Genomic DNA, 20,833 nt, shown 5'->3' on the forward strand with positions numbered 1-20,833 from the left:
TCGCCACGTCAAACTCGATGTCGGCCCCTTCGGGCCGCGCATCCCCCTGCAGCCGAGGCTGTCCGTGGACGCACCCCGCTACTTCGTGACCTTCCTGGATCCGCGCACCGGCGAGGCGCGCACGCGGGTGTTCGGGCGCTTCGCCGATCCCGAGCTGGCCGACCGCGTCGCCCGCGCGCGACTGGGCGAAGCCGGCTGCAAAGTGCTCGACGTGCGTGCTGAAACGCCAGTGGAAGCGCTGCGCCATCGCATCTCGCGCTCGATCACGCGCACGCTGCGCATCGCGCTCGGCACCGGGCTCACGCTGCTGGCGTACCACGCCCTCTTCCTGCGCACCGGCCCGCGCATCAGCGACATGCCGCTGGGCCGCCTCACGCTCGGCATGCTGCTGACCTTCGGCTTCCACGGCGTGCTGATGATCGCCGCGCTGGTGTTCTGCTGGGACATCGCCTTCGGCGAGGGGCCGTATCACGGGCGGTGACGCGAGGGCAGTCCGGTTCTGCGTCCGCTTTTCAGCTGTCATCCCGCTTTCAGCGTCATCCCGCTTTTCAGCTGTCATCCCCGCGAAGGCGGGGATCCATCGTTCCGGCGCATCACGCCGGCGGGAAGCGTGCCATTGCCGAAGAATGGATTCCCGCCTTCGCGGGAATGACGAGCAAGGGCATCACGCCGGCGGGAAGCGTGCCATCGCTGGTAGATGGATTCCCGCCTTCGCGGGAATGACGAGCAAGGGCATCACGCCGGCGGGAAGCGTGCCATCGCTGAAAGATGGATCCCGCCTTCGCGGGAATGACGAGCAAGGCAGCACGCCGGCGGGAAGCGTGCCATTGCTGAAAGATGGATTCCCGCCTTCGCGGGAATGACGAGCAAAAGCAGCACGCCCGCGGAAAGCGCGCCATCGCTGAAGGATGGATTCCCGCCTTCGCGGGAATGACAGCAAAAGGCGCTCTAGCGTCGCGATGCACCCTCCACGCGAAACGCCCGCCTTACAATGCCCGCCCCTCCCCGCGCGCGGACACCCGATGGAACTGGCCACCGACACGATCGCCCTGCTCATGGCGGTCGCCTTCGTCGCCGGTCTCATCGACGCCATCGCGGGCGGCGGCGGGCTGCTGACCATCCCCGCGCTGATGGCTGCCGGCATTCCGCCGGTCAACGCCATCGCCACCAACAAGCTGCAAAGCAGCTTCGGTACTGCGAGCGCGGTGGTCGCCTTCGCCCGCAAGGGGCGCATCGATTTCCGGCGGTTCCTGAAGCCCGCGCTCGGCGCCTTCGTCGGTTCGGCGCTGGGCGCGTGGACGTTGCAGCGCTTGAACCCGGCGTTCCTGTCGGGCCTGATCCCGATGCTGCTGATCCTGATGGTGGTGTATTTCCTGCTCGCGCCGAAGGCCAGCGAGGAAGACCGCCAGGGCCGCATGGGGCCGATCGCGCTGGTGGCGATCGTCTCCGCTATCGGCTTCTACGACGGCTTCTTCGGCCCGGGTACGGGCTCGTTCCTGACGACCGCGCTGGTGGCGCTGTTCGGGCTCGGGCTGGTGTCAGCCACCGCGCACACCAAGTTCCTCAATCTCTCCAGCAACATCGCCGCCCTGATAACGCTGGTGATCGGCGGCCACGTGCTGTGGGCCGTCGGCCTGCTGATGGCGGTGTCGAGCGTCGCCGGCGGTCAGGTCGGCGCGCACCTGGCGATGCGCGTGGGCGGCAAGGTGATCCGCCCGCTGCTGGTGACCATGTCGCTGCTGCTCACGATGAAGCTGCTGTCCGACCCGGCCAATCCGCTGCGCGCCTTTGTGATGGCTCACGCCTAGCGGCTGCGCGCCTCCTGGCAGGTCGCGCTGCGCAGCGCGACTTCGAGCTTGTACGGCGTGGTCGCGCTCGACACGGCCGAGCGGCATTCGTCGACCGCGCGGGTTGCTACGGCCATCGACCCCAGCACCGCCAGCGATGCGATCGCGACGACGCCCAGGATCAGCTGGCGTCGGCTGGGAAACGTGTCGGTCATGGGCGGCCTCCTCCTCTCCCGAGATATCGGCAGGCCCCGGCGGGACTTTCGGCCGGATTGGCTCCTCCGCCGGCGTGGCCGGTCGGGGCGAGGCCGTTGCGTTCGGCTTATACGAGTGGCCGCCGAACCGCGGCCTGACGCCCTCGAACGGGAGAGACAGATGACCAGGTGGATCGCTCTGGGATGTACCGCCGCCCTCGCCTGCGGCCATGCCGCCCCGTCGCACGCCCAGACCGCCGCGGCCGCGACGTCGGCACCCGCGCCGGCCGCCAAGGCCGCCGCCCAGGACAACCGCATGGTGCTGGCCGAAAACGAGTCCTTCCTGATGCCGCTGGACGACGCGAAGAACGTCCATCCGGACTATCCGCAGGGGCTGCTCGCCCGGAACCTCCCGCCGCGCACCGTCTGCCTGATGGTGGGCATCAGCGAGAAGGGCGCGGTGACCGTGGTCCACAAGGCGCCGGCATCGGAATACTGCGCCACCGACGCCGAACCCGAGTTCCTCGCGGCGTCCGAAACCGTGGCGAAGACGTGGAAATTCGATCCCGCGCTGCGCTGCGTTTTCCGCAACGTGGAGGACAAGGAACGCGCGAACGCCAGTTGCGCCGGCGGCAAGAGCGTCCCGCAGGCGGTCACCCTGACCTATCGGATCCGCTTCGAGCAGGTCAACGGGCAGCCGAAGGTGCACGTGATCGGCGGCTGACGGAAACGCCGCGCGCCGCATCCGGGCATCGATCGCCCGGGCACGTGGGCCAAGGGCCAATACCGGCGCCCGCAGCGCGGTCCTATGGTGGTGGCATGTCGCGTTGGCCGCGAGGAGCCCCCCATGCCCGAGGAACACGACGACGCCGTGCTGCAGACGCTGCTGGACCGGCTGCTCCGGTTCCGGCTTCCTCGCGCGCTCGCGGTCAAGCAGCGCGTCGATGCGGGCGAATGCCTCACCGACGAGGACATCACCTTCCTCAAGGCCGCGCTGGACGATGCGAAGAGCGGCCAGCAGTACGTCAAGCGCAATCCGCAGTTCCATGAACTCGGCGCGCGGATCTCGCAGCTGTATGCCGACATCGTGAACAAGGCGCTGGAGAACGAACAGGAACGTGGCCGTCGCTGAGTCGCCCGTGCCGGGGACCAGGCCGCTGCGCGGCGACGTCGTCGCGGGGCTCACCGCTGCTGCGGTCGTGATCCCGAAGGCGATAGCGTACGCGACCATCGCCGGCCTGCCCATCGAAGTCGGCCTCTACACCGCGTTCGTGCCGATGCTGGTGTACGTGCTGCTCGGCACGTCGCGACCGTTGTCGGTCAGCACGACGACGACCATCGCCATCCTCACCGGCGCGGAACTGTCGATGATCGTGCCCGACGCCGATCCGGCGCGGCTCATCACCGTCACCGCGACGCTCACGCTGATGGTCGGCGCGATTCTCATCGCCGCGTCGCTGCTGCGGCTGGGCTTCGTCGCGAACTTCATTTCGCTGCCGGTGCTGGTGGGATTCAAGGCCGGCATCGGCGTGGTGATCATCGTCGACCAGCTGCCGAAACTGCTCGGCCTGCATTTCGACAAGGGCTCGTTCCTGCACAACATCGGCGAGGTCGTGCGCGGGCTCGGACATCTGTCATGGCCGACGCTCGCGGTGGGCCTCGGCACCATCGCGTTGCTGACGTTGATCGAACGCTTCCGGCCGCAATGGCCGGCACCATTGATCGCCGTCGCGGCGGCAATCGCCGGTGCAGGCTTGCTCGGATGGCAGGCCCACGGCATTGATCTGGTCGGCACGGTGCCCAGCGGATTTCCGCACCTGACGATGCCCGACCTGGATCTCGTCGAGCAGCTGTGGCCCGGCGCGTGCGGCATCGCGCTGATGAGCTTCACCGAAACCATCGCCGTCGGCCGCGCGTTCCAGGCGCCGCACGAACCGCTGCCGCGCGCGAACCGCGAACTGCTCGCCACCGGCGCGGGCAACGCGGTCAGTGCGTTCTTCGGCGCGATGCCGTCCGGCGGCGGCATGTCGCAGACGGCGGTGAACCGCCGTGCCGGCGCGCGCAGCCAGATGGCGCAGGTGTTCACCGCCGGCGCGACGGTCGCCACGATGTTGCTTCTCGCGCCGCTGATCGGGCTGATGCCGCACGCCACGCTGGCCGCGCTCGTCATCGTGTATTCGATCGGCCTGATCCACCCGGCCGATTTCCGCGACATCCTGCGCGTGCGCCGCACGGAATTCCTGTGGGCGCTGGCGGCGTTCGCCGGCGTGATGCTGCTCGGCACGCTCAAGGGCATCCTCGTGGCGATCGTGGTGTCGCTGGTGGCGCTCGCGCAGCAGGCGGCCGACCCGCCGGTGCGCGTGCTCGGCCGCAAGCGCGGCACGAACGTGTTCCGCCCGCCGTCGCCGGAGCATCCCGACGACGAAACCTTCCCCGGCCTGCTACTGCTGAAGCTGGAAGGCCGGCTGTTCTTCATGAACGCCGAACGCGTGGCGGACAAGATCCGGCCGCTCATCGCGCAGCATCGTCCGCGCTATGTAGTCATCGACATGTCCGGCCTGTTCGACCTGGAGTACTCCGCGCTCAACGCGCTGGTCGAAGCCGAGCGACGCTATCGCGCCGCGGGCGTGCAGCTGGTGCTGGCCGAGCTCAATCCCGAGGTCTACGCGATGGTCCAGCGCTCGCCGCTGGGCCAGGTGCTGGGCGAGGAACGGATGCTGTTCAACCTCGAAGTCGCGGTCGCGCGCCTGCAGGCAGCCGCGGCCGCGCCACGTCATGCGGAGTCGCCGACATGAAACGCAGCAAGTCCGAAGCCGTATCCCCCGAAGGGAACGGCAAACGCGCCGCGAAGAAGACCGAAGCGAAGAAGAAGCACGCTTCGACGAACCACGGGAAGGCCAAACCCGAGGCATCCAAGGACGCTGCAGCCAAACAGGACACGGGCCGCATGAAGCGCAGCGAGTACGAGGACCAGCTGGAGCGGCTTCACGTCGAACTGGTGAAGCTGCAGCAATGGGTCGTCGCCAAGGGCCTGCGCGTGTGCATCGTGTTCGAAGGCCGCGACACCGCCGGCAAGGGCGGCACCATCAAGGCGATCACCGAACGCGTGAGTTCGCGCGTCTTCCGCGTCATCGCGCTGCCGGCGCCGAGCGATCGCGAACGCAGCCAGATGTACATCCAGCGCTACGTGCGCTATCTGCCTGCCGCGGGCGAGATCGTGATCTTCGATCGCAGCTGGTACAACCGCGCCGGCGTCGAACGCGTCATGGGCTTCACGCCCGAAGACAAGGTGCGCACGTTCCTGCAGATCGTCCCGCTGATGGAGAAGACGATCGTCAAGTCGGGCGTGATCCTGCTCAAGTACTGGCTGGAGGTGAGCGAGGAGGAACAGGAGCGCCGCCTGAAGGAACGCGCCAACGACGGCCGCAAGACCTGGAAGCTCTCTCCGATGGACCTGAAGTCCTACAGCCGCTGGTACGACTACTCGCGTGCACGCGACGACATGTTCACCGCCACCGACACGCCGCACGCACCGTGGTACGTCGCACGCACCGACGACAAGCGCCGCGGGCGGTTGAACATCATCCGGCACCTGCTCGAACACGTGCCGTACGAAGAGCTTCCGCGCGAGAAGGTGAAGTTCCCCAAGCGCCAGAAACGCGGCGATTACACCCCGCCGGACTACCCGTACAAGTACGTCGAAGAGCGCTATTGAGCACGTAGCGGCGTCGCTTTTTCAGGTGCCGCACGTGCAAGTTTGACCATCCGATCACACGACAAGGTGTAGACACGCGTTTCACCCTGCGTGGACGGATCGCCCACATGGCGTTCGCGATGCGGATGGAGGCGGTTCCCCCGCGCACCTTCGTGCCGGATTCGCCTGCGCGTGCGCGACGCATCGTGGCAGGGGCCTGATCCCGTGAATCCCGCGATCCGGCAGTGGACCCGTCATGCCGCGATTGGCTTCGGCGTCGTGGCGCTGTGCTTCGGCACGTATGCGCTGTTCACCGAACCGGGCGTGTGGAAGCGCTTCTGGCTCGACATCGTCGAGCGGCCTTCGGGGCCGATGTCGTTCCGGTTCCTGCTGCAACCGGTCATGGCGATCATCGCCGCCTGGAAGGACGGCAAGAAGGACGCGGAGACGGGCCGTTCGCCGTATTTCTGGACCGTCATGACCGATCCGGTCCGCCGTCGCGCGCGCCTGCTCGAAGGCCTGGACGCGACCGGGAAGATCCTCGCGATGGGCCTGGTGATGGACCTCGCCTACCAGGCCTTCGTGTTGAAGCGCTTCTATCCGTGGGAGGCGATCGTCGTCGCGATCCTGCTCGCCTTCGTTCCGTATCTGCTGCTGCGCGGCGGCTTCGCCCGCCTGATCGCCCGACGCAGGTCCCACTGACGAAAGCGGCACGAAGCGCAGCAACGACTGGAATCCTGACACGCACGCCGCACGACACCTTCCGTCACGGGCGCCACGCGTGCCCACCCCAGCCAGGAGGCTAAGCGCATGGCCAGCAAGCCGTTCAAGGGCGTCATCAAGCTCGATGTCCGCGATTCCAAACCCGACTGGACGCCATACACGTTGGCGAAGGCACCCAAGGGCGCGCCGAACATCCTCATCGTGCTCTACGACGACACCGGCCAGGCGGCATGGGAGCCCTACGGCGGTCGCATCAACATGCCGACGTTGCAGAAGCTCGCCGACAACGGCCTGACGTACACGCAGTGGCACACGACGGCGTTGTGCTCGCCGACGCGTTCGACGTTCCTGACCGGACGCAACCATCATCTCAACGCGATGGCGTGCATCACCGAAGGCGCGCAGGGGTATCCCGGATGGAGCGGTCGCCTGCCGGCCGAATGCGCGACCATCGGGCAGGTGCTGCAGGAAAACGGCTTCAGCACGTTCTGGCTTGGCAAGGACCACAACGTGCCCGAGCAGGACATCGCGACCGGCGCAAGTCGCTCCGAGTGGCCCGTGCAGAAAGGCTTCGATCGCTTCTACGGGTTCCTCGGCGGCGAGACCAACCAGTGGTATCCCGACCTGGCCGAGGACAACAAATTCATCGACCAGCCGTATTCGCCGGACGAGGGCTATCACCTCTCGCGCGACCTGGTCGACCAGGCGCTGCAGATGATCCGCGACCAGAAGGCAAGCAATCCGTCCAAACCGTGGTTCATGTGGCTCTGCCCCGGGCGCGAACCATGCGCCGCACCACGCGCCGAAGGAATACATCGACAAGTACAAGGGCAAGTTCGACGACGGCTACGAGGCCTATCGCGAGTGGGTGATGGCGCGAATGATCGAGAAAGGCATGCTGCCCGAGGGCACGAAGCTCACGCCGATCAATCCCCTGCCCGACGACGTCGCCAATCCCGCCGACGCGGTGCGCCCCTGGGCCACGCTCAACGACGACGAGAAGCGGCTGTTCGCGCGCATGGCGGAGGTGTACGCCGGTTTCTCCGAATACACCGACGTGCAGGTCGGCCGCCTCATCGACTATCTGGAAGAAAGCGGCCAGCTCGACAACACGCTGGTGTTCTACTGCGCCGACAACGGCGCCTCGGGCGAAGGCAGCCCCAGCGGCTCGGTCAACGAGAACAAGTTCTTCAACAATTTCCCGGACGAACTGTCCGAGAACCTGAAGTACCTCGACGTCCTCGGCGGGCAGGAAACCTACAACCACTACCCGACCGGATGGGCGGTCGCATTCTCCACGCCGTACCAGATGTTCAAGCGCTACTCCGAGTATGCCGGCGGCACCGCATGTCCGATGGTCATCCACTGGCCCAAGGGCATCAAGGCCAAGGGTGAAGTGCGCAACCAGTACCACCACTCGGTCGACATCGTGCCGACGATCCTCGAGGCCTGCGGCCTGGAAATGCCGAAGACGTATCGCGGCGTCGAGCAGTACCCGCTGTCGGGCGTCTCGATGAAATACACCTTCGACGCCAAGCCCGATGCGCCGACGCAGAAGAAGCGCCAGTACTACTCGATGCTCGGCACGCGCGGCATCTGGGAGAACGGCTGGAAAGCCGCCGCGCTGCACGCGCCGCTCACTGGCAAGGGCCATTTCGACCAGGACCAGTGGGAGCTGTACCACGTCGACGAGGATCGCTCCGAATCGACGAACCTGGCCCCGCAACATCCCGACAAGCTGGACGCACTGATCAAGGCATGGTTCGACGAAGCCGAGATCAACAAGGTCCTGCCGCTCGACGACCGCAGCGCCGCCGAAGTACTGGGCGTCGAACGCCCGACGGAGGAAGAACCGCGCGAGCGCTACATCTACTACCCCGGCACCTCGCCCGTGCCGGAGGGCGTCGCGGTCAACGTGCGCGGCCGCTCGTACAAGATCCTCGCCGACATCGAGGTCAAGGACAGCCAGTGCTCCGGCGTGATCTTCGCGCATGGTTCGCGCTTCGGCGGGCACAGCCTGTTCGTGAAGGACGGCAAGCTGCATTACGTCTACAACTTCCTCGGCATCAAGCCGGAACAGAAGTTCGTGTCGAAGACGATGCTGAAACCCGGCAAGTACACGGTCGGCATGGAGTTCACGCGCGAAAAGGCCGGCGAACACGGCGAATCGCTCGGCAGGACGAAGCTGTACGTGAACGACCAGGTGGAAGCCGAAGGCGACATGCGCACGCAGCTGGGCAAATTCACGCTGTCCGGCGACGGCCTGTGCATCGGGCGCGACAGCGGCGATGCGGTGAGCGAGGACTACACCTCGCCCGGCGAGTTCACGGGTGGCGAGATCAAGTTCGTCGGCGTGACGGTCGAGAAGTCGCAGTACCTCGACCTGGAGAAGCTCGCGGCGGCGGCGTTCGCCGTCGACTGAGTGGCATGACGGGGCCGACGGCGCGGCGGCTGGCCGCGCCGTCGATGTTCGTGGACTTCCGGGGAGGATCGCATGGAGTCGTTTTCATCGTCGTTTCCGTACGCACCGCTGTGGGTGCTGGCGCTGGTCTTCTTCGCCAGCCTGATCCTGGCGCGCGAGCTCGGCGCGTTCGTGCGGGCGCGCCAGGGCCCGAGGGAAGCCGGCGAGTCCGAAGCATTCGCCATGACGTCGGTGCTGGGGCTGCTCGCGTTGCTGATCGGCTTCACCTTCTCCATCGCGCTCTCGCGTTACGAGGCGCGCAGGGAGCTTGTCGTGAAGGAAGCCAATGCGATCGGCACCACGTGGCTGCGCATGCAGCTGCTGGACGATGTCGACCGCGCGCGCATGGAAGCGCAGTTGCGGCGTTACGTCGATGCGCGGGTCGCGTTCGGGCAGGCGGCGACGGACGCCGAGGAACTCGCCCAGTACAGGCGTACCGAAGCGCTGCAGACGGAGCTGTGGACCGCGCTGATGTCGGTCATCGCGCCGTTCCGCGATTCACCGCGCGCCTCGCTGCTGGTGAGCACCGCGAATGAGTCCATCGACCTGGCCGCCGAGCGCTTCGCCACGCGCCAGGCGCATATCCCCAAACGCATCCTGCGCCTGCTCTGGCTGTTCGCGCTGCTCGCCGCGGCGATGGTCGGCTACGAGCGGGCGGCACATCGCAGATCGACGACGGTGCTCCTGATCCTGTTCACGCTGGCCGCCACGCTGGTGGTCGATCTCGACCGGCCCTCGACGGGAAAGATCAACGTGCCGCAACAACCGATGCTCGACCTGCGCGACTCGCTCGGCCCACCCTCGCCGGCGGCGCGCATCCCGCGCGTGTCGCCTGTCGGCTCGACGACACAGGAATGACCGCGCGGCCGGCGCCGTTGCGTTGGAACCAGATGGCATTGCGGTGATCGCATCACCGCCGACACCCTCACCTCTCGTGGAGATCGCCATGCATCGCTCGCCGTCCACCGTCCGTGCGTTGTTCGCCGTGGTCCTGCTTTCGTCGCTGGCGCTCGTCGAAGCCGCCGCCGATGTCCGCCCCTACCCGTCCAGCTTCCACGAACGCGAGATGGCGGTCACCGACGGCACGCAGCACGTCCGCATCGGGGGCAAAGGTCCGGCAGTGGTGCTGTTGCACGGCTTCGGCGACACCGGCGACATGTGGGAGCCGCTGGCATCCGTGCTGGTGAAGGACCACACCGTGATCGTGCCCGACCTCCGCGGCATGGGGCTGTCGTCGCATCCCGAAAGCGGCTACGAGAAGGCCGCGCAGGCGCGCGATCTCGCCGCGATGCTCGACCAGCTCAAGGTGAAGAAGGTGCAGCTGGTGACGCACGACATCGGCAACATGGTCGGCTATGCGCTGGCCACGCACTATCCCGATCGCGTGACGTCCTGGGTCGTCATGGACGCGCCGCTGCCCGGCATGGGAACGTGGGAAGCGCAGCTGGTGAACCCGCGCGTGTGGCACTTCAACTTCCGCGGGCCCGATGTGGAGCGGCTGGTCGCGGGACGCGAGCGCATCCTGCTCGACCGCTTCTACAACGACCTGGGCGGCGATCCTTCGCGCATCGACGAAGCCACGCGCCAACACTACGCCGAACTCTATGCACGCCCCGGGGCTATCCACAACGCGTTCGGCGGGCAGTTCGAGGCGTTCTCGCGCGATGCAGAAGAGAACAAGGCCACCTTTGCGAAGACCGGCAAGCTCACCATCCCGGTGCTGGCGATCGGCGGCGACAAGTCCTATGGCGCCAACATGAAGACCGAACTGGAGTACGTCGCGACGAACGTCGATGGCGCCGTCATCCAGAACTCGGGGCACTGGATCATGGAAGAACAGCCGCAGCAGGCGCTGGACGTGATCCTGCCGTTCCTGGCCAGCCACTGAGCTACCGCCCCAGCGTCCGGGTGCTGGCGTCCGGACGCCGTGCCCCCCACGCGGGTGCATTTCACGCCCGCATAACGCCGCTCGGCGCTTCTGGGCCGAGGAACCATGGTCGGTCCCGCCAATGGGCGCTGCAGTTCGACTGGCGTTGTCGTTGCTGCTGTCGGCCATCGCCATGGCCGGCGTTCGTGCGGCCGAACGGGATGCATCGCCGTCGTTCGATGCGCGCATGCAGCAGGGACGCGTCCTGCTTCGCGCCGGCGATCGCCACGCTGCGTTGCGCGAGTTCTCGCTCGCACTCCAGGAGCGTCCCGGCGATCGTGATGCGCGCCGCGCCGTGGCCGACGTGCTGATGGAACTGGGCGCGCCGCAGGCCGCGGCGCGTGTGCTCGGACCGGACGCCGACATCGGCGTGCGCAGCCGCATGGCCGCTGAAACGGTGCGCTGGGGTTCGCAGGTGTCGCTCGATCCGACGCGTCGCTTCGAGACCACCGATGCGGCGATCGCGACGCTGGACGCACTGCTCGTCGAAGCGCGCGCGATGCCGGTGCGTGACGTTGGCCTCGAACGACGGCTTCAGGGCGACCTCGTCGTCGCGTTGCGCGATCGCGAGCGCTGGGCCGATGCGCTGGCGATGGCCGAAGCGCTGCAGATGGGCGGCCCGCTGCCGCCTTACGTGCGACAGGCGCAAGCCGATGCGCTGCTCGCGTTGCGTCGGCCGGAAGACGCACTTGTCGCATATCGCGATGTACTGACGCAGGACGCGACGAACCGCGACGCACGCATCGGGCAGTTCTATGCGCAGATCGAGTCGGAGGATTTCGACGCGGCGTTCGCGACGGTCGATGCGCTCGCGGCGAAGTCGACGCCGACGCGCCGGTCCGGCATCTCGCAGCGCCTGAAGCCCGATCCCGACTGGCTCGACACGCGGATCCTGTGGTCGCAATCGCGCCGCTACGGCGATACGCCCGACGAAGCATGGCGCGTGCTGCATCCCATCGCGCAACAGGCGCCGGCCGCGCCGTACCTGCGGCTGGAACAGGGCGAAATCGCGAGCGCGCGCGGCTGGCCGCGCCTCGCGCACGACGAGATCCGCATCGCGCATGGTCTGGCGCCCGACGACCTGACCATCGGCATCGCGCTAGCGGAAGCGCAATTCAACCGGCGTCAGTGGAGGGCGGCCGAAGCGCGAGCGCAGTCACTCGCGGCGATCCAACCCGAAAACACGCGACTGCAACGCCTGCAGGACGAAATCGACGCCTACCACGGCGCGCAGCTGTCGGTGTCGATCCAGCCGCGTCGCGCGGATGGCGGTGGGTCGAACGCGCCGGGCAGCGGACTGACCGCATCCGCACGCGTCTACACGCCCCCGTTGGGCGAACGATGGCGCTGGCTCGCCGCGGCGGAGCGTGAAGTCGACGAGCCGGACGACGACCGGCTCACGCGAAACCGCTATGGCGCGGGCCTCGAAGGGCGATGGCCCGACGTGACGTTCGAACTGGTCGCGTGGTCGAACCACGGCCTGCTGTCGCACGGCGGTGCCGACGCCAGCGTCGAATGGCAACCTGACGATCACTGGACCTTCGGCGCTGGCTACGAGGCGTTTTCATCGGCCACGCCGCTGCGCGCCGTCGAAGCCGGGATTCGCGCTGATGCCGCGAGGGTCAGCGCGACGCATGCATGGAGCGAATCGGCCGTGGCGTCGCTGTCTGCGAGCACGCTGGATTTCACGGACGGCAACCGCCGCTGGGAGGGTACGCTCGATTTTGCAGGCGTCGCGTTCGAACGGCCGGGCCTGGAGCTCGTGCTGCGCCCGGCGGTGTACGCGTCGAAAAACTCGCTGCGCGACGCGCCGTATTTCAACCCGGAGCGCGACCGTTCGGTGTCGCTCACGGCCGACCTGCGCCATCGCCTGTGGCGCCGGTACGAACGCAGCCTTGGACAGCGGCTCATCGCGACGATCGGCGATTACTGGCAATCCGGTTACGGGCACGATGCCGTCGGCAGCATCGAGTACGGACAGGTCTACCGGCACGATCCGCGCACCGAATGGCAGTACGGCGTGGCGTGCGGCTGGCAGGCCTACGACGGCGACATGGAGCGCTCGGTGAGCCTCTACGTGCGCCTGGACCAGAGGTTCTGACGATGAAGCGCTTCGGCTCCTGCGTCGCATCCCTGCTCGTCCTCGTCGCGATGATCGCGGGCAGCGCGCTGCATGCGGCCGAACCCCGCAACGGCGATGGAACCGCGTTCGTGGCCATCGCGCTCCACGACGTGGTGGACACGCCCGCCCAGCTTGACGAAGACAGCATCACGAGCGACCGCTTCGTCGCGTTGCTGGAATGGCTCACCGGCAACGGCTGGACGGCGGTGTCGCTGGGCGATATCGATTGCGCGCGACGCGGCATCGCGCCGTTGCCGCCGAAGGCCGTGCTCATCACCGTCGACGACGGACTCGCCAGCGCCTACACGCGCGTGTATCCGCTGGCGCTGGCATACCGCGTGCCCGTCGTCGTGGCGCTGGTCGGCGCGTGGATGGACGTTCCTGCGAACGGCACGGTTCGCTACGGCGAACGCACCCTGCCCCGTTCGGCATTCATCAGCTGGACACAGGCGCGCGAAATGCAGGCATCTGGCTGGGTGGAATTCGCCTCGCACAGCGATGCGCTGCACACCGTGGTGCGCGCCAATCCGCAAGGCAACCTCCTGCCGGCCGGGCAGAACCGCATCTTCTCCGACGGCGCTTACGAGGGCGACGACGCATTCCGCGCACGCATCCGCGCCGACCTGTTGCGCTCGCGGGAGCGGATGCGCGTGGAACTGGGACGCGAGCCGCGCGCGCTCGTGTGGCCGTACGGTCGCTACAACGAGGAAACGCTTTCGACCGCGAAGGATCTCGGCTTCGCCTTCGCCATGACCCTGGAACCCGGACCGGCCGACGCAACGCGGCCGTTCGCGATCGAACGATTCCTCCCCACGGGCGACCCGGATCTGTCGACGTGGGTGTCGAACCTGCGGCTGCACGACCCGTGGCCCTCCGCGCGCCGCATCGTCGCGATCGATCCCGCGCAGCTGGTCGGCGGCGACGACGCGGAGACCGATGCCCGACTCGGTCGTGCGATCGAGCGCCTCGTCGCGCTCGGCGCCACGCACGTGATGCTCGACGCGGGCACGGTGTCGGCGGACGGGCGGCTGGACTCCACATGGTTCCCCAATGCCCAGCTGCCAGTGCGCGCCGACGTCCTGGGGCGATTCGCGGCGCAGATGCGTGCGCGCGCCGGCGTGGACGTCATCGTCCGCCTGCCGCATGCGGCGGTGCTGCGCCGCGTTGGCGATCCGCAGCGTGCAGTCGGGCTGTATCGCGACCTCGCCGTCCACGTGCCATTCGAGGGCCTGGTGCTGGAAGACGTGCCTTCGCTGGGCAACGCGACCGCACGGACGGACGAGTCTCCATGGGACGTCGCACGGCGGCGCGAGGCCGTACGTTTCACCGGCTGGCCGGACGCCGATGCGACGGCGATGCGCGCATTCCTCGCGGCAGAACGCATGCGACCGGGCCTGCAGGCGTACTGGCTGGCGCCGGAGGGTCACGGTTTCGATCGTCCTTCGTCGCTCGCCGAAGTGACGCTGGTTCCGCGAACGCCCGACGCACGCTCTGACGATGCGGCACCGCCTCCCGCATTTGCGCGACGGGTCGGCCTTGTCCTCCGCATGCCCGACGCGTCGACACGCGCGACGCGCGATCTCGCGCAATCGGCGCGCGCGTTCCAGATCAACGGCGGCACAGTGATCGCGTGGGGCCCTGACGATGCGCTTGCAGCGCCGGCGGACGCGCAGGCAATCGCGCCAGTCGTATCCGCGCGGCGCTTTCCACCCGTGCAGGACCGCACGCCATGAACGAATTCACGGTCGAACTCGTGCTCGCAGCGCTCTGTTTCGGCTATCCCTATGTGATGGCGTGGTACTGGATCGTCGGCGGCGTGATGTTCCAGGTGCTGCGCGAACGACGCGAGCCACCGTTCGACCAGCCGCCGACGCTTGCGGACTATCCGCCGGTGTCGGTGCTGGTGCCCTGCTACAACGAGTCGCGCCAGGTCGACGAAACCATCGCGGCGCTGGGCCGCCTGGCCTATCCCGACTTCGAGATCGTCGCCATCGACGACGGTTCCAGCGACGACACCGCCGAACGGCTTGTCCGGCTCGCGGCGCTGTATCCACGCCTGCGCGTGGTGCGCATGGCGAGCAACGGCGGAAAGGCGACGGCGATGAATTTCGGCGCACTGGCGGCGCGGCACGAACTCGTCGCCTGCATCGATGGCGACACGCTGATGGACCCGCACGCGCTGACGTGGTTCGTGCGACGGTTCCAGAACGACCCGCTCATCGGCGGCCTCACCGGCAATCCGCGCATCCGCAATCGCACGAGCGTGATCGGTCGCCTGCAGGTGGGCGAGTTCTCCAGCATCGTGGGCCTGATCAAACGCGCGCAAAGCGTGTACGGAACGCTGTTCACCGCATCGGGTGCGATCTGCGCGTTCCGCAAGCGGGCGCTGCACGATGTCGGCGGCTGGTCGCCGCACACGATCACCGACGACGTGGACATCAGCTGGCGGTTGCAGATGTCGGGATGGCGGATGGCGTTCGAGCCCAAGGCGATGGCGTGGATCCTCACGCCGGAAACCGTGCGCGGACTGTGGCATCAGCGGCTGCGGTGGAGCGAGGGCGGCACCGACGTCGCGCTGCGCGCGATTCCCGCTCTGTTCCGCAGGCGCGGCCTGCGCATGTGGCCGATCTGGCTGAACTGGTTCGTGTCGATGCTGTGGGCGTATTCGATGCTCGCCATGCTCGTGGCCTGGTGGATGGGCGGACTGCGACTGGGCCACTTCCTGACGCTGGAAGGGTTCGGGTTCTTCCCGGGACAGGCCGGCATGGTGCTGGCGTTCCATTACCTGCTACAGGCCGTGGTCGCGGCTAGCCTGGATCGCAGGTACGAGCACGGCATCATGCGCACGCTGTTCTGGGTGGTGTGGTATCCGATCGTCTTCTGGCTGCTGCAGGCGACGACGGCCGTGGTCGGCCTGCCCCGAGCGGTCTTCCGGCGCGATCCGCGCGGGCGGTGGACGAGTCCCGACCGGGGATTCCGCGAATGAGATGGCCGCCGCTCATCGATGCCGGCCACTTGCCATGGTGGGTCGTGGCGCGCGACACGGTGGCGACGCTGTTCGCGTGGGGCGTGCTGCTCTACGTGATCCGCGACCTGGTCTGGATGGCCGAGTATTACGTGCTGCGGACGCTGGGCGTCGAAGTCCCTTCTCCATGGCCCCCCGGCGAGATGGTGCGCGATACGCTGCCCTTCCTGAAGGTGGTCGCCCTGCTCGTGCTGTGGCTGGTGACGTTTGCCGTCGCGCGATGGCATGCGTTGACCAATCGCGAGAACGCAGCGAGCCAGCCCGAAGCACTCGGACCGGAGCAGCAGGCCGAGGCGTTCGGCGTCACCGTCGATGTGCTGCGCCGCCTGCAGGCCGCATCGTCGTGCACGGTGCACGGAGTCGATCCGCAATCGGGGCGTGGCGGGCGGAACGTGTACGTGACCGAAGAATCGATTGCGCGTAGCGCAAACGAGCGTGCGCACCGGGACACCACCGCATCGTACGGAGATCCCGCACCGTGAACGTCCGCCGGCCCTAACGGTCGAGCACCCCGCCGTCGCGCAGCAACGCCATCGCCTGCGTGCGCGATCGCACGCCGAGTTTTCCGAAGATGCGTGTCAACGTGTTTCGCACTGTCTTGTCGCTGATGAACAGCGAGGCCGCGATCTCGGCATTGGTGCAACCGGCGACCAGGCGCTGGACGATCATGCGCTCCCGCTCGGTCAGCGCGGCAAGGCGATCTGTCGCTTCGCCTCCGAGGAACTGCAGCGTCTCCTCGCGAAAACGCGCCCACGCGGGTTCGCTTTCCAGCAGCACGTGGTTGCGCGACTCCAGTTCGACGAAGCGCGCACCGGGAATATTCGCCGCGAGCAGCCGGCCTTCCTCCAGCGGCACCACGCCGTCCTGGCGGCTGTGCAGCACGAGCGTCGGCACGGTCACCTGCGGCAGCAGGTCGGTGACGTTTATATGCGCGCGGGCCTCCAGCAACGCGCCCGCGGCCTCGGCGGTGGTCGTGGTGCGCGCGAGTTCGTTGAACCACTGCACCTGCGCGTCGGTGGCGTCGGGAATGAAGCGCGCGGTGAACACCTGCCGGAACACGGGGTTCTGGTCGTTCCAGCCGCCACGCGCGATGTCGACGATGGCCCGGTACATGCGTGCAGCTTCCGGGTTGTCGCGCTCGTACGCGCCACGCGCGTAGCCGCCGTACAGCAGCAGTTTCGAAACGCGGTGCGGGTATTTCACTGCATACGCCAGGCAGGCTGCCGCGCCCTGCGAAATGCCCATCAAGGCGAACGGCTCGTCGAGGCCGGCCGCATCGACCACGCTCTTCAGGTCGCCCAGCCAGTTCGGCAGAGACAGGCCGCGTGGATCGCCGCCGGTCATGCCGCAGCCGCGCTCGTCATAGCGGATGAAATGGAAGTGGCTGCCGAAGAAACGCGTCCAGTGCTGCCAGATCGGGCTTTCGAGGTCGTACTCGAGGTGGCTGAGCCAGTTGGCGGCCTTCACCAACGTGAGGCCCGCCCCCGTCGACGACCACGCGATGCGCGTGCCCTCGGGGCTGGTGAGGTAACGGATCGACTGCTTCATGGTCGAAAGCCTTCGTCGTGCCCGCCGCCAGTCTAGTCGGGACAAACCTCACCCGGTAGCGCCCGCGCCGGGCAAACGGCGGGACGTCCGTCCCCTGTGGCCGCGCCGCGCGCAGGAGGATGCTGCGGGCACTTTCCCCCAGGGCTTTCGAGGCTGTCATGAAGCGATGGTTGATCCTGCTCTACGGCGTGGCGTGCTACGCGGTGTTCTTCGCGACGTTCCTGTACGCGATCGGCTTCGTCGGCGGTTTCGGGGTGCCGAAGTCCATGGACTCGCCGCGCGATACGAGCCTGCCGATCGCACTGGCGATAAACCTGGGCCTGCTCGCACTCTTCGCGCTGCAGCACAGCGTGATGGCGCGGCCGGCGTTCAAGCGCGCATGGACGCGCGTGATTCCCGAATCGGCCGAGCGCAGCACGTACACGTTACTGTCGAGCGTCGCGCTGATCCTGCTGTTCTGGCAGTGGCGCCCGCTCGGCGGCATCGTGTGGCACGTCGAGAACGAGGTCGGCCGCGTCCTGCTGTACGCCGCCTTCGCGTTCGGCTGGGTGCTGGTGCTGGTGTCGACGTTCCTGATCAATCATTTCGACCTGTTCGGCCTGCGCCAGGTATGGCTGCAGTTCCGCGGCCGCCCGTATCGTCCGCTGCCTTTCAAGACGCCCGGCCCGTACCGGATCGTGCGCCACCCGCTGTATGTCGGCTGGTTCTTCGCGTTCTGGGCGACGCCGACGATGACGGTGACGCACCTGGTGTTCGCACTGATGACGACGGCCTACATCCTCATCGCCATCCGCCTGGAAGAACGCGACCTGCTCGATGCGCTGCCGGAGTACGCGCAATACCGCCGCGATGTCCCGATGCTGGTGCCGCGCACCTCGCGTGCTTCGCGCGGCGTCGCGACGCGCCATGCCGGCACCACGGCGCAGTGACCGTAGCGGGCCGACCCTGTGCGGAGCTCCGCCATCGGGATTTCACGGCAGGAGCGGCGTCAAAGCACCGCCCTGGCGCTTCCGGGATGGTCCGTGCTCAATGCCATCGTTTCGCCGGCGTCCACCTCGGCCTGTAACAGTGCGAGCTTCGCCTGGATGCGCCGCTGGGCATCGCTGCCGAGCACTACCCAATGCCTGTCGGGCTGTGAGGCGACGACCTCGTAGGTCGCCTCCGCCGCGCGTGCCGGGTCGCCGGGGAACATGTCCGGGGTCAGCGTTCCCATGAGATCGCGGAAGGCACCTGACGTGGCCGCGTACGCAGCGATGGATTCGCCCGAGAATTTCGTCCTCTGTTCGATGCCCGTGCGGAACGAACCGGGTTCGACGAGGAACGCGCGCAGGCCCAGCGGCTCAAGTTCCTGCCACAACGCTTCGGTCAACCCTTCCAGTGCGAACTTGCTCGATGAGTAGTAGCCGTTCGCCGGCAGGCTCGACAGTCCATCCATGGACGACATGTTGACGATCGTTCCTTTTCCCCGTGCGCGCATGCCCGGCAAGACGAGGCGGATCATCTCCACCGGGCCGAAGAAGTTGACCTCGAACTGCGCGCGGTAGTCCTCCTCGCGCTGTTCCTCGATGGCGCCAAGGAAGTCGATGCCGGCATTGTTGACGAGTACGTCGATGCGACCGAAATGCGCCAGCGCCTGGTCTACGGCTGCGGCGCGTTGCGCGCGATCGGTCACGTCCATCGCGACGGCAAGCGCACGCGCCGGAAACGCGGAAACCAGTTCGCGGAGGCGATCGACGCCGCGCGCCGCCAGCACGGCGCGGTCGCCACGCGCCAGGACGGTCTCCGCGAGGGCGCGGCCAAGGCCGCTCGAGGCACCGGTGATGAACCAGGTGCGCGCATCGCTTAGGCCGCCGTCATTAGCGGATGAAGGGGTTTCGGGGTCGTGAGCGGGCTGCCGTGACATGGTTCGTCTCCAATACGTTGATCACGCAGTAGCGTGGTTCAATGCGCGCCAGCACCGCACCGGCGCCCACGGAAGCGGCGAGTTTCGATCAGAGCGAAGCCCGCAACGGCCGGAATGCCGCACGCAGCTCGCTGGCGAACAGCCGGGACTGTTCCCACGCTGCGAAGTGCCCGCCCCTGTCCACTTCGTTGAAGTAGTACAGCGTCCGATAGGCCTGCGTCGCCCAGGTGCGCGGCGCGCGGTAGATCTCGCCGGGGAACACCGTGATGGCGACCGGGATGCGGATGTCGCCGGTCTTCTGCGCCAGGGCGCTGAAGTTGTTGTTGTGGTTCTCCCAGTAGAAGCGCGCCGCCGAGACCGCGGTGCCCGTCAACCAGTAGAGGCTGATGTCGTCGAGCATCTCGTCGCGCGTCAGCACGCGCTCGGGAACGCCATCGCTGTCGGTCCACTGGACGAACTTGTCGTACATCCAGCCCGCGAGCCCGGCCGGCGAATCGTTCAGCGCGTAGCCGACGGTTTGCGGCCGCGTGACCATCATCGCGCCGTACGCTGCGTTCTTCGAAAAGAACGCATTCAGCGCTTCGAACGCGGCCTGCTCCGCCGCACTCAATCCGGCCGGCGCGGGATCGCCGGCGTTGATCGCGTGGATCACGTCCGGCGGCACCGTGGCCGGCATGTTGAGATGGATGCCGAGCAGTCCCGATGGCGCCTGTCGCGCCATCGTGTCGGAGATGACCGAACCATGGTCGCCGCCCTGCGACACGTAGCGCGCGTAACCCAGCCGCTTCATGAGCACGTCCCATGCACGGCCGATGCGATCCGGGCCCCATCCCGCTTCGCGCGGGCGCTCGGAGAATCCATAGCCGGGGATGGACGGAATCACGACGTGGAATGCGTCGCCTGCCGTGCCGCCGTGCGCGGTGGGATCGGTCAGCGGGCCGATGGCCTTCAGGAATTCCAGTACGGAACCGGGCCAACCGTGCGTGAGGATCAACGGCATCGCGTCCTCATGCCGGGAACGCACGTGGATGAAGTGAACGTCGAGTCCGTCCAGCTTCGTCATGAACTGCGGCAATGCGTTGAGCCTGCCTTCCGCCTCGCGCCAGTCGTAACCGGTAGCCCAGTAGGACACCAGCGCCTGCAGTCGCGCCAGCTGCAGCCCCTGCGATTCGTCGCCGACGGTTTCGCGATCCGGCCAACGCGTCGCTGCCGCCCGCCGGCGCATGTCCAGCACGTCGGATTCGGGAACGTGGATGCGGAAGGGCCGGATCGCAGCGTCGCCGGCGGTTGCCGCCAGCGCAGCGCTTGGCAGCAGGCTCCACGCGCCGGCCGCGGCAAGGGTCCGCGCCGCGTTGCCGAGGAAGCGGCGCCGTTCGCCGTCGAAGGGCTCGCGGCCCGGGATGGAATGCTCGATGGAGGTCATGGGAGGTCCCGTTCGATTCGTGGAGG

At 67.5% G+C, this 20,833-nt stretch carries 19 protein-coding genes and 1 pseudogene; 16 read left to right on the top strand and 4 right to left on the bottom strand.

Translation table 11 applies throughout. The features are described 5' to 3' along the window. Positions 1 to 64 precede the first annotated feature (64 nt). A complete protein-coding gene (locus ABIE51_RS11855) occupies positions 65 to 481 on the top strand; it encodes a hypothetical protein (RefSeq protein WP_192630881.1) in 417 nt (138 codons plus the stop codon). A gap of 541 nt (positions 482 to 1,022) precedes the next feature. Next, a complete protein-coding gene (locus tag ABIE51_RS11860; RefSeq protein WP_192630882.1) occupies positions 1,023 to 1,808 on the top strand; it encodes a TSUP family transporter in 786 nt (261 codons plus the stop codon). Here ABIE51_RS11860 and ABIE51_RS11865 read toward each other — a convergent pair. Continuing rightward, the gene (locus ABIE51_RS11865; protein ID WP_115841578.1) at positions 1,805 to 2,002 is read right to left on the bottom strand and encodes a hypothetical protein; all 198 of its coding nucleotides are present in this window, start codon (positions 2,000 to 2,002) and stop codon (positions 1,805 to 1,807) included. The genes ABIE51_RS11860 and ABIE51_RS11865 overlap by 4 nt on opposite strands. Positions 2,003 to 2,162: 160 nt before the next feature. On the opposite strand from ABIE51_RS11865, the gene ABIE51_RS11870 reads away from it, so the two are divergent. The 13 genes and pseudogenes from ABIE51_RS11870 (at position 2,163) to ABIE51_RS11930 (ending at position 16,415) form a co-directional block, all read left to right on the top strand. Next, a complete protein-coding gene (locus tag ABIE51_RS11870; RefSeq protein WP_192630883.1) occupies positions 2,163 to 2,705 on the top strand; it encodes a hypothetical protein in 543 nt (180 codons plus the stop codon). Positions 2,706 to 2,828: 123 nt separating this feature from the next. Then, entirely contained in the window at positions 2,829 to 3,113 is a 285-nt protein-coding gene (locus tag ABIE51_RS11875) for a hypothetical protein (protein WP_157030411.1), read from the top strand. After that, positions 3,100 to 4,776 (top strand): SulP family inorganic anion transporter, encoded by a 1,677-nt coding sequence (locus ABIE51_RS11880; RefSeq protein ID WP_192630884.1) that lies wholly within the window; start codon positions 3,100 to 3,102, stop codon positions 4,774 to 4,776. The genes ABIE51_RS11875 and ABIE51_RS11880 overlap by 14 nt, the downstream gene beginning before the upstream one ends. After that, positions 4,773 to 5,696, top strand: a complete 924-nt coding sequence (gene ppk2, locus ABIE51_RS11885; RefSeq protein ID WP_192630885.1) for a polyphosphate kinase 2 — start codon at positions 4,773 to 4,775, stop codon at positions 5,694 to 5,696. The genes ABIE51_RS11880 and ppk2 overlap by 4 nt, the downstream gene beginning before the upstream one ends. A 204-nt stretch (positions 5,697 to 5,900) precedes the next feature. Next, positions 5,901 to 6,377, top strand: coding sequence for a hypothetical protein (locus tag ABIE51_RS11890; RefSeq protein WP_354504143.1), 477 nt, complete (start codon positions 5,901 to 5,903; stop codon positions 6,375 to 6,377). 108 nt (positions 6,378 to 6,485) lie between these two features. Next, positions 6,486 to 7,157 (top strand): annotated as a pseudogene (locus ABIE51_RS11895) (sulfatase-like hydrolase/transferase); the annotation flags it as partial. After that, the gene (locus tag ABIE51_RS11900; protein ID WP_354504873.1) at positions 7,138 to 8,820 is read left to right on the top strand and encodes a sulfatase-like hydrolase/transferase; all 1,683 of its coding nucleotides are present in this window, start codon (positions 7,138 to 7,140) and stop codon (positions 8,818 to 8,820) included. The pseudogene ABIE51_RS11895 and the gene ABIE51_RS11900, both read left to right, overlap by 20 nt. Positions 8,821 to 8,892: 72 nt before the next feature. Next, the gene (locus tag ABIE51_RS11905; RefSeq protein ID WP_192630886.1) at positions 8,893 to 9,717 is read left to right on the top strand and encodes a bestrophin-like domain; all 825 of its coding nucleotides are present in this window, start codon (positions 8,893 to 8,895) and stop codon (positions 9,715 to 9,717) included. 88 nt (positions 9,718 to 9,805) lie between these two features. Further along, positions 9,806 to 10,747: an alpha/beta fold hydrolase gene (locus ABIE51_RS11910; protein ID WP_192630887.1), complete on the top strand. Its 942-nt coding sequence runs from the start codon at positions 9,806 to 9,808 to the stop codon at positions 10,745 to 10,747. Positions 10,748 to 10,868: 121 nt separating this feature from the next. Further along, positions 10,869 to 12,887: a poly-beta-1,6 N-acetyl-D-glucosamine export porin PgaA gene (pgaA, locus tag ABIE51_RS11915; protein ID WP_192630888.1), complete on the top strand. Its 2,019-nt coding sequence runs from the start codon at positions 10,869 to 10,871 to the stop codon at positions 12,885 to 12,887. Positions 12,888 to 12,889: 2 nt separating this feature from the next. Further along, on the top strand, positions 12,890 to 14,641 hold the full coding sequence (pgaB, locus tag ABIE51_RS11920) for a poly-beta-1,6-N-acetyl-D-glucosamine N-deacetylase PgaB (RefSeq protein WP_192630889.1): 1,752 nt from the start codon (positions 12,890 to 12,892) through the stop codon (positions 14,639 to 14,641). Continuing rightward, on the top strand, positions 14,638 to 15,894 hold the full coding sequence (pgaC, locus tag ABIE51_RS11925) for a poly-beta-1,6-N-acetyl-D-glucosamine synthase (RefSeq protein ID WP_192630890.1): 1,257 nt from the start codon (positions 14,638 to 14,640) through the stop codon (positions 15,892 to 15,894). Before pgaB ends, pgaC begins: the two co-directional genes overlap by 4 nt. Next, positions 15,891 to 16,415: a hypothetical protein gene (locus tag ABIE51_RS11930; RefSeq protein ID WP_192630891.1), complete on the top strand. Its 525-nt coding sequence runs from the start codon at positions 15,891 to 15,893 to the stop codon at positions 16,413 to 16,415. The genes pgaC and ABIE51_RS11930 overlap by 4 nt, the downstream gene beginning before the upstream one ends. 13 nt (positions 16,416 to 16,428) lie before the next feature. Here the strand turns inward: ABIE51_RS11930 and ABIE51_RS11935 are convergent, their stop codons facing one another. Then, positions 16,429 to 17,481, bottom strand: coding sequence for an alpha/beta fold hydrolase (locus ABIE51_RS11935; protein WP_192630892.1), 1,053 nt, complete (start codon positions 17,479 to 17,481; stop codon positions 16,429 to 16,431). A gap of 158 nt (positions 17,482 to 17,639) precedes the next feature. On the opposite strand from ABIE51_RS11935, the gene mddA reads away from it, so the two are divergent. Beyond that, positions 17,640 to 18,410, top strand: a complete 771-nt coding sequence (mddA, locus tag ABIE51_RS11940; RefSeq protein WP_192630893.1) for a methanethiol S-methyltransferase — start codon at positions 17,640 to 17,642, stop codon at positions 18,408 to 18,410. A 59-nt stretch (positions 18,411 to 18,469) separates the two neighbouring features. On the opposite strand, the gene ABIE51_RS11945 is transcribed toward mddA, so the two are convergent. Continuing rightward, positions 18,470 to 19,384 carry an SDR family NAD(P)-dependent oxidoreductase gene (locus ABIE51_RS11945; RefSeq protein WP_192630894.1) on the bottom strand — a complete coding sequence of 305 codons (915 nt, stop codon included), beginning with the start codon at positions 19,382 to 19,384 and terminating at the stop codon, positions 18,470 to 18,472. Positions 19,385 to 19,472: 88 nt separating this feature from the next. Then, positions 19,473 to 20,807, bottom strand: coding sequence for an epoxide hydrolase family protein (locus ABIE51_RS11950; protein ID WP_192630895.1), 1,335 nt, complete (start codon positions 20,805 to 20,807; stop codon positions 19,473 to 19,475). Between the last annotated feature and the right edge of the window lie 26 nt (positions 20,808 to 20,833).

The organism is Lysobacter sp. OAE881 (assembly GCF_040546665.1).
In the GTDB taxonomy this organism is placed as follows: domain Bacteria; phylum Pseudomonadota; class Gammaproteobacteria; order Xanthomonadales; family Xanthomonadaceae; genus Lysobacter_J; species Lysobacter_J soli.